The sequence below is a fragment of the Gulosibacter sediminis genome, assembly GCF_030011715.1.
GTDB classification, from domain to species: domain Bacteria; phylum Actinomycetota; class Actinomycetes; order Actinomycetales; family Microbacteriaceae; genus Gulosibacter; species Gulosibacter sediminis.
The window spans coordinates 1-8,866 of the sequence record NZ_JASCYH010000059.1 but is presented as its reverse complement, the minus strand read 5'-3'; the positions used below and the strand labels follow the sequence as shown (position 1 = coordinate 8,866).

Sequence of the window (8,866 nt, the reverse complement as noted above, 5' to 3'; positions counted from 1 at the left end):
CGTAGGGTGGTGCAAGTCGAGGTCTTCCGGCGGACGGTGAGTGTGAGAACTTCCATCCTGGAAGACCTCGACGTCTATCCGCGAACCAGCCGGCGCCCCTCGACTACACCCTCAACTGCGAAGAGCCAGTAATCGTTACCATTACGTTACCGTTTTGATTTGGTTCCGACTTGTCGCTGCACGCAAACTATCTTCAAGTATTCACGCAAAGCAAAGGCGGAATTGTCATGGAGACAACGTCAGCGATCAACACCATGTGGGTTCTCGTGACCTGCGTGTTCATGGTGCTCATGGTGCCGGGCCTCGCGCTCTATTACGGCGGCATGAGCCGTACGAAGAACGTGCTCAACAGCATCATGATCGTGCTCGGCGGCTTCGCCGTCGGTGCGGTGCTGTTCGTGGTGTTCGGCTACAGCTTGATCCTCGGCAACTCGGTCGGCGGCCTCGGCATCATCGGCGACGTCAGCGAGGCCCTCGGCATCCAGTCGATTCTCTCGGGCACGCCCGACGAGGGTGTTGCCTCGGCCGTCGCGACCGCCGCGTTCCACCTCATGTTCGCCGGCCTCGCCACCGCGATCGTCGCCGGCGCGATCGAGGGCCGCATGAAGTTCGGCGCCTGGCTGCTCTTCGCGGGCCTCTGGGTCACCCTCGGCTACTTCCCCGTCGCGCACTGGGTGTTCTCGTTCAGTTCGGAGGACGGCAGCCACATCGGTGGCTGGATCGTCAACAACCTCGGCGTGCACGACTTCGCCGGCGGCATTGCGGTGCATACAAACGCCGGCGCCGCCGCGCTCGCCCTCTCGATCGTGCTCGGCCGCCGCAAGGGCTTCCCGACCCCCGGCCGCCCGGGCAACGTGCCCTTCATCGTGCTCGGCGCGTGGCTGCTCGCGTTCGGCTGGATGGGCTTCAACGCCGGCTCGACCGGTGCGATGAACGAGTTCGCCGCCCTGGCAATCCTCAACTCGCTCGCCGCGCTCTGCGCCGGTCTGCTCGTCTGGCTCATCATCGAACGCAGCCACCGCGGCGCCACCACGACGGCCGGCGCCGTGACCGGTCTGCTCGGCGGCCTCGTCGCGGTCACGCCGGGTGCCGACATCCTCTCGCCCATCGGCGCGCTCGTCGTCGGCGGCGTCGGCGCCGCGGTGGCGTACTGGGCCGTCGGCCTCAAGGCCCGCTTCGGCTACGACGACGCGCTCGATGCCGTCGGCGTGCACCTCGTGCCCGGCCTCGTGGGCAGCGCCCTGCTCGCCTTCCTCGCCGACCCGGCCGCCGGCGGCGGCGCGAACACCGAGTTCGTCGGCATCCTCTACGGCGGCAGCTGGTCGTTCCTCGGCTCTCAGCTCATCGGCATGGTCTCAGTCGCGATTTACACCTTCGTCATCTCGTACGTCATCGCGATCGTGCTCAAGCGCACCATGGGCCTGCGCGTGCCCGAGGCGACCGAGATCTCGGGCCTCGACCAGCCCATCCACGCCGAAACCGCCTACGTCGGCACCGACGAGCGCTAAGCCGCCCCGCCCCCACCGCTTCCAGCAAAGGACACTCCCGTGAAACTCATCACCGCAATCCTGCAGCCGAGCGTGCTCGTGCCCGTCAAGCTCGCCCTCGCCGAACACGGCGTCAAGGGCATCACCGTCACCGATGCCCGCGGCCGCGGCACGCAAGCGGGCAAAACCGAGTTCTTCCGCGGCCAGACCTACACCGTCGACTTCGTCGACAAGGTGCGCCTCGAGATCGTCGTCACCGACGAGACCGTCGACGCCGTCGTCGAGACCATCGCCGACGCCGCCCGTACCGGCGAGATCGGCGACGGCAAGATCTGGGTCGTCGACGTGGTCTCGGTCGTGCGCGTGCGCACCGGCCAGACCGGCGACGACGCCATCAACTAACCAGCAACATCCCTCACCGCCTCGCTAGGAGATTTCCCCGATGACCTCGTCCACCCGCATCGACATGCTCTACCTCAACGAACCCGACATGATCGCCGCCGGCGTCACCGACATCAACGCCTGCATCGACGTGATGGAGGAGGTGCTCGTGCTCGTCGCGAAGGGCGCGTACCGCATGGCTGGCAACACAGCCAACTCGCACGGCGCGATGATCACGTTCCCCGAAAGCTCGCCGTTCCCCGAGATGCCGACCGACGCGGCCGACCGTCGCTTCATGGCCATGGATGCGTACCTCGGCGGCCGCTTCGACGTCGCCGGCGTGAAGTGGTACGGCTCGAACATCGACAACCGCGAGCAGGGCCTGCCTCGCTCGATCCACCTCATCGTGCTCAACGACCCGACGACGGGCGCGCCGTTCGCGATCATGTCGGGGAACCTCGAGAGCGCCTACCGCACCGCTGCCGTGCCGGGCGCCGCCGCGCGCAAGCTCGCCCCGGAGAATGCCGAGTCAATCGGCCTCATCGGTCCCGGCGCGATGAACAAGTCGGCGCTCGACACCTTCGTCAAGGTGCGCCCGAGCCTCACCACCGTGCGCATCCAGGGCCGCCGGCGCGTCACCTCGGAGCGCTTCGCCGACTTCGTGCGCGAGAACTTCCCCCAGTTCACGACCATCGAGGTCGTCGACACTGCCGAGGAGGCCGTGCGCGAGTCGGACATCGTCAGCGTCGCGGTCACCGGCCTCGTCGGCTCGGAGAACTACCCGTACATCAACGGCGACTGGATCAAGCCCGGCGCGTTCCTTAGCTTGCCGGCGAACCTGAAGATGGACAAGGATTACACGCTCAGCGGCAAGGCCCGCCTCGTGGCTGACGCGAAGGCGATCTACGAGGCGTGGGCTGAGGAGTATCCGGCTCCCTCACACGAGACCGCGTTCGGCATGATCGGGCTCTACTGGCAAGACCTGATCGAACTCGGCGAGCTCGACGAGGCCCGCGTCGTCAACATCGGTGACGTGCTCGAGGGCACCGCCGAGGGCCGCGAATTCCCCGAGCAGCCGGTGCTGTTTAGCGTCGGCGGCATGGGCGTCGAAGACGTCGCGTGGGGCAAGACGGTGTACGAGAACGCCCTCAAGCAGGGTCTCGGCACCAAGCTCAACCTGTGGGATGCGCCGCACCTCGCGTAACCCCACAGCCCCGCGCGACCACTGCCGCCGTCCCGACCGCACCTCGGGACGGCGGCATTGTGTTCAGCGCGAGCGTGGCCGGCGGTTGCCGATGATGACGACGTGAACCGGCCCAGCTTCTTTGCCGCCCCTGTGCGGGTTGGAGCTCTCTGGTGCGCGCCGCGCAGGAGGCCACCTCGAACTCGTTCGGGTCGACCATTCCGGGCGTGCCGTGGAGCTTTCAGGAGATCTACCAGTCGACCCAGCTGGCGGTGGCGTATTGGATGTCGGCGATGGTCTTGTATGGCCGTCGTGGCAGCGCGTGACACGAAAGCCCTAGCCCCTCACCGGTATCGAGACCATCAGAAACATCCACGAACCGCCCGCGCCTTACCTGGAGCAGACGAACAATCCAGGACGCGAGGCCCGTCGCCGATCACGGGCGTGCGCTTCTCCCATGCGCCCTTCAGAAAACTGAGTACGCTCAGTCTTGTGAGCTTCACGCAACAGCTGTCAGGACACGGACATCGTGCAGGCGGCGGGGAAATCGAGTCCCGTCGTGAGCAGAACATGCGCCTCAAGCGAGAGCGGATCTTTCGCGTCGTGTCTGACCTTCTGCGTGCGCGGGGGTTCTCGGCGGCGACAACACAGGAGGTGTCGGCAGCGGCTGGGGTCGGGGCCGGCACCCTATTCCGCTACGCGGCGACCGGGAGCGAGTTGATGCTCATGGTCTACAACGAGGCACTCCGGTCGTCGATGGCTGAAGGCGCCGCGCGGGCGGCGGAGAAGAGTGCTGCCTATCAGCGGGAGCTACTCTTCGGCCCACACGACGCCAAGTTCCGGGCAGAAGGCATGGAATTGATCTTCGCGCTCGAAGCGTCGCTTTCTGACACCCTGCGCCGCGCTGCACCGCACCTCAGCGACGACGAGACGCAGGCCGCGGCATCCTCGCTGTTCGCCGTCGCCCATCTCGCGATCGCTCGCATGACGGCCTCAGAGATCCCCCCGGCTGCCGCGATCGACGACCGCAGACGTCAGGTCACACAGATCGTGACCGGCGTGCTGCACCACACCCCGGCGACAGAGAGGAGGCCCAGACACTCGCAGCCTGACTGACGAGCGAATACCTCGACCACGGCAAGCTCGGTGTCGCCACCGGCATGCGCTTGCACACCTACAACTCACCCCAGTCCAGCAGCAAAACATTTCACGAGAGGACGTGCACAACAGATGTATTACAGCAGCGGAAATTACGAAGCCTTCGCTCGCCCCCGCAAGCCCAAGGGTGTCGAGAACAAGACCGCGTGGTTCGTCGGCGCCGGGCTCACCTCGATGGCATCGGCGGTGTTCATGATCCGGGACGGGCAACTCCCCGGAGAGAAGATCACCATCCTCGAGCGCCTCGACCTGCCCGGCGGCGCGCTGGACGGTATCAAGAAGCCAGAGAAAGGCTTCGTCATCCGCGGCGGACGCGAGATGGAGGACCACATGGAGTGCCTGTGGGATCTGTTCCGCACCATCCCGTCACTCGAGGTCGACGGATCCGTCCTCGACGAGTTCTACTGGCTCAACAAGGACGACCCGAACTATTCACTCAACCGGGTTACTCACCGGCAGGGCGAGGAGTTCGCCACCAACAACGAATTCGGCCTGAGCGAGCAAGCTCAGAAGGAGATGGTCAAGGTCTTCCTCGCCACGCGTGAGGAGATGGAAGGCAAGCGCATTGACGAGGTCTTCGGTGAAGATTTCCTGAGCAGCAACTTCTGGCTCTACTGGCGGACCATGTTCGCGTTCGAGAACTGGCACTCCGCACTCGAGTTGAAGCTCTACCTGCACCGCTTCGTGCACCACATCGGCGGACTCCCCGACCTTTCGGCGCTGAAGTTCACGAAGTACAACCAGTACGAATCGCTCGTGCTACCCATGTACCGGTGGCTCGTGGATCAAGGCGTGAGGTTCCAGTTCTCCACCGAAGTCACAGACATCGACTTCTCTTTCGACGGCGACCGCAAGCAGGCCACCCGGATCCACTGGACGAATGACGGCGTGCCGGGCGGCGTCGACCTCGGCCCCGACGACCTGGTGCTCGCCACGATCGGTTCGCTCACAGAGAACTCCAACGACGGAACGCACCACTCTGCCGCCAGGCTCGACGAAGGTCCCGCGCCGGCGTGGGACCTGTGGCGACGCATCGCGGCCAAGCACCCCTCGTTCGGCCGACCCGAGGTGTTCGCCAGCGACATCCCGAAGACCAAATGGGAGTCAGCGACCGTCACCACCATCGGGCCTGAGATCCCGAGGTATATCGAGAAGATCGCCAAGCGCGACCCGTTCTCGGGCAACGTCGTCACCGGTGGCATCGTTACCGCGAAAGACTCGTCCTGGTTGCTCAGCTGGACAGTCAACCGCCAACCCCACTTCAAGGCGCAAGCACCCGATGAGATCGTCGTCTGGATCTACGGCCTGTTCGTCGACGTGCCCGGCGACTTCACCGGCAAGACAATGCAGGAATCGACGGGCGAGGAGATCACCCAAGAATGGCTCTATCACCTCGGCGTACCCGTCGAGGAAATCCCGGATCTCGCAGCAAACGGGGCGAAGACCGTGCCCGTCATGATGCCCTATGTCACCTCATTCTTCATGCCACGCACCAGCGGCGATCGCCCCGACGTGGTGCCTGAGGGCGCAGTGAACTTCGCGTTCATCGGCCAGTTCGCCGAAACCACGCGCGACACGATCTTCACCACCGAGTACTCGGTGCGTACTGGGATGGAGGCCGCATACCAGCTGCTGGGCATTGATCGCGGCGTGCCGGAGGTGTTCAATTCAACGTACGATCTCAGGTTCCTGCTTAAGGCCACCTCGCGCCTCCGCGACGGCGAGGAAGTGGAGCTGCCCGGCCCGAAGTTCGTCGGCAACCGCATCATCAAACACCTCGACCACACTCAGATCGGACAACTCCTCACCGACTTCGGGCTCGTCCCAGAACTCGACCGCACGACGTCACGACCCCGTACCGACGACGCCATCTCCTGACTCGGAAACACGGACTCATAACACCCAGCGAGCATCATCCCGTGCCGGTCTCTGACACGAGGTGATGCTCGCTGGTCAGTCCCCCGATTGTGCCGACATTGAAGCCGTCCTGGATCGCGTCCAGCTCCTCGCGTCCGACGATGTACCGTGCGACCACTGCCGCCGTCCCGACCGCACCGCGGGACGGCGGCATTGTGTTCAGCGTTCGGCTGCCCTAAGGTTGCCGATTATGAAGATTTCCTAGTGTCTCGGTTCGTGTGCGGCGTCCTGTTCGGGCAGGCCCGGCGAACCTTCTCGATTGGCGCATCGCGCCGACGTACGCGCGATCACGGCGCGGAAGGCACAGGCAATTGACCCACTCAACGACTCTTCATTCGCCGCGCCACAAGGGCGCCCACCTGCAGGCGCGCGAGCTCACGATGCTCCGTGGCGAGCGGCGCGTGCTCGACCGTTTCGATCTTCGGGTTAGCCCCGGCGAGCGGGCGGGCCTCATCGGGGCGAACGGCGCCGGCAAGTCGACGCTGCTCTCAGCGCTCGCGGGCGAACTCGAGTTGGCCGACGGTGACGTGACGGCCCCCGCCGAGCTCGGCTTCCTCCGGCAGGAGATGGAGCTGCCCGGCGATACGACGATCGACGCCGTCGTCGCGACCGCCGTTGCGCCCATCCGCCGGCTCGAGGGCCAGCTCGAAACCGCGGGTCTGGCGCTTGCCGACGGCAGTTCGGCCGCGGCCGACGAGTACTCGCGGCTGCTGGATGCGGCCGAGCAGCTCGGCCTCTGGGAGCTCGACGCCCGCATTGAGACCGTGCTCGCAGGCTTGCAACTCGGCGCGCTCGACCGCGGTCGGCCCATCTCTGAGCTTTCTGGCGGGCAGCGGCACCGTCTCTCGGTCGCGGCGCTCCTGCTCGAGCAACCGACGGCGCTGCTCCTCGACGAGCCAACGAACCACCTCGACGCGGAGGCGCTCGCGTTTCTCGCGACGCAGCTGCGTTCCCGGCGCGGCCCGGTGTTGTTCGCCTCGCACGACCGCAGCTTTCTCGACGAGGTCGCAACCGTAATCATCGACCTCGACCCGACCCCGGCCGAGGAGGGCATCCGCCACGGCATGGTGCGCGGCCGCCGCTTCGGTGGCAACCTCAGCGATTACCTCGCGACCCGGCGCCGCGACATCGTGCGCTGGACCCGAGAGTACGAGGAGGAACGGGCCGAGCGCGCCCGGCTGGCCTACGTTATCGACGTCGACGCGCGCGAGATCTTCCACACCGACCGGCCGCGCGGCGATTCTCGGATCAACGCGAAGTTCGAGTCGGATCGCGCCGCCAAGACCGTCGGCGGTCGGCTCCGACAGGCGCGGGCCCGGCTCGACGCCCTCGATCGAGCACCGGTGCCGGTGCCGCCGCGGCCGCTGAGCTTTGCGGGCTTCGCACGCGGCAGCGTCACGGGCGAGGGGATGCTCGCGCAGCTCACCGAGGCGGGCGTGCGAGGTCGCCTCGCGCCGATCTCGCTCGAGATCGAGGCAGGCAGCCGCCTGCTCGTCACCGGGCCGAACGGCGCGGGCAAGTCGACGCTGCTTGGGGTGCTCGCCGGCACGGTGCCGACGAGTTCAGGCGAAGCGCAGCGCGGCCGGAGCATCCGGATGCTGCGGCAGGACGACGAGTGGCCCGACCTCTCGATTTCAGCGGCGGAAGCGTATCGGCGTGCCCTGCGGCGACCTGGGCGGGCGCCGTCGCTCGAGGACCTCGGGCTGTTGGATGCGGCAGCCTCGGGGCGGCCGCTCGGCAAGCTCTCATACGGACAGCGCCGACGGGTGGCCCTCGCGCCGCTCGTGGCGGAGCCGCCGGCGCTGCTGCTGCTCGATGAGCCAACGAACCACCTTGCGATCGAACTCGTGTCGCAGCTCGAGTCCGCGCTCGACGAGTACCCGGGTGCCGTCGTGATCGCCTCGCACGATCGCTGGCTGCGCGAGCGGTGGCAGCACGGTCGGCTCGAGCTCGCCCCGCCTCAGCCACGTGACACTACTGGCAACGAGGCGGCGAGCGCAGCGCGCTACTTGAAGTAGGGGCCCGACGACGTCGGCGGCTGAAGCGCGAGGTGCACGACCTGGCTGACGATCGAACCCGAGAAGCCGCGGCGGCCAAGGTAGCCATAGAGTCGACGGCGAGCGACCTCGGGGTCGAGGTCGCTCAAGCTGCGCGCACGCTTCGTGGCGAGCTCGAGCGCGAGGTCGAACTCGCTTGCGTCGGTGGACTCGAGTGCGTCGTCGATGATGTCGCTGTCGAGCCCGCGCTGGCGGAGCTCGCGCGCCATGCCTGCACGCCCGAGCCCCTTGCGGGCGAGTTTGCCGGTGACGAGCTGCTCGGCGAGGCGTTCGTCGTCGAGATAGCCGTAGCCGCGCAGTCGGTCGAGCACCTCGCCGCGCTGAGCCTCATCGAGATCGGTGTTCACCTGCAGGTGCGCGTCGCACTCCTGCGCCGATTTCGGACTGCGCGCGAGCACGCGGGTGAGCCGCTGCACGCCGTCTTCGATCGCGTCCTCGCCCGTGAGCGGCGGGGTGGTCTCGGCGGGGTCGTCGGCGTCAGCCTCGTTGAAGAGCACGTGCTTGCCACCGCGGCCGCGCGCCCAGGCACCGCCGGGGGTGCTGGTCGCAGCGCCGCGCCGACCGTCGGTGTCGGCGCCCGCTCGCGGCTCGCCGCTCGTGGGGCCGAAGCTCGGCCCCACGGCGCGGGTCGCCGGCCGCGCCGTGTCCGAGAGCCGGGGCGCCGACGGCTGGGGCGCCCACGT

General features: G+C 66.9%; 8 protein-coding genes. 7 read left to right on the top strand and 1 reads right to left on the bottom strand.

Annotated features, from left to right (window positions below):
• The first annotated feature begins 227 nt into the window (after nt 1-227).
• The 7 genes from QM019_RS12100 to QM019_RS12070 all read left to right on the top strand — a co-directional run bounded on the left by QM019_RS12100 (nt 228) and on the right by QM019_RS12070 (nt 8,144).
• The gene (locus tag QM019_RS12100; RefSeq protein WP_125107233.1) at nt 228-1,508 is read left to right on the top strand and encodes an ammonium transporter; all 1,281 of its coding nucleotides are present in this window, start codon (nt 228-230) and stop codon (nt 1,506-1,508) included.
• Between the two features lie 39 nt (nt 1,509-1,547).
• Nucleotides 1,548-1,889, top strand: a complete 342-nt coding sequence (locus QM019_RS12095; protein ID WP_282853205.1) for a P-II family nitrogen regulator — start codon at nt 1,548-1,550, stop codon at nt 1,887-1,889.
• Between the two features lie 40 nt (nt 1,890-1,929).
• Nucleotides 1,930-3,072, top strand: coding sequence for a tyramine oxidase subunit B (locus QM019_RS12090; protein WP_282827511.1), 1,143 nt, complete (start codon nt 1,930-1,932; stop codon nt 3,070-3,072).
• 152 nt (nt 3,073-3,224) lie between these two features.
• On the top strand, nt 3,225-3,377 hold the full coding sequence (locus tag QM019_RS12085) for a hypothetical protein (RefSeq protein ID WP_282853208.1): 153 nt from the start codon (nt 3,225-3,227) through the stop codon (nt 3,375-3,377).
• Nucleotides 3,378-3,543: 166 nt separating this feature from the next.
• Nucleotides 3,544-4,167, top strand: coding sequence for a TetR/AcrR family transcriptional regulator (locus tag QM019_RS12080; protein WP_282853204.1), 624 nt, complete (start codon nt 3,544-3,546; stop codon nt 4,165-4,167).
• Between the two features lie 114 nt (nt 4,168-4,281).
• The gene (locus tag QM019_RS12075; protein ID WP_282853206.1) at nt 4,282-6,087 is read left to right on the top strand and encodes an oleate hydratase; all 1,806 of its coding nucleotides are present in this window, start codon (nt 4,282-4,284) and stop codon (nt 6,085-6,087) included.
• Between the two features lie 350 nt (nt 6,088-6,437).
• On the top strand, nt 6,438-8,144 hold the full coding sequence (locus tag QM019_RS12070; protein ID WP_282853203.1) for an ABC-F family ATP-binding cassette domain-containing protein: 1,707 nt from the start codon (nt 6,438-6,440) through the stop codon (nt 8,142-8,144).
• On the opposite strand, the gene QM019_RS12065 is transcribed toward QM019_RS12070, so the two are convergent.
• On the bottom strand, nt 8,132-8,866 hold a 735-nt coding region (locus QM019_RS12065; protein ID WP_282853202.1), incomplete at its 5' end, for a regulatory protein RecX. The genes QM019_RS12070 and QM019_RS12065 overlap by 13 nt on opposite strands.

What these genes read in the sequence shown, in the direction of transcription:
- QM019_RS12100 (WP_125107233.1), top strand. Translation starts at nt 228, where the DNA reads ATGGAGACAACGTCAGCGATCAACACCATGTGGGTTCTCGTGACCTGC.
- QM019_RS12090 (WP_282827511.1), top strand. Translation starts at nt 1,930, where the DNA reads ATGACCTCGTCCACCCGCATCGACATGCTCTACCTCAACGAACCCGAC.
- QM019_RS12075 (WP_282853206.1), top strand. Translation starts at nt 4,282, where the DNA reads ATGTATTACAGCAGCGGAAATTACGAAGCCTTCGCTCGCCCCCGCAAG.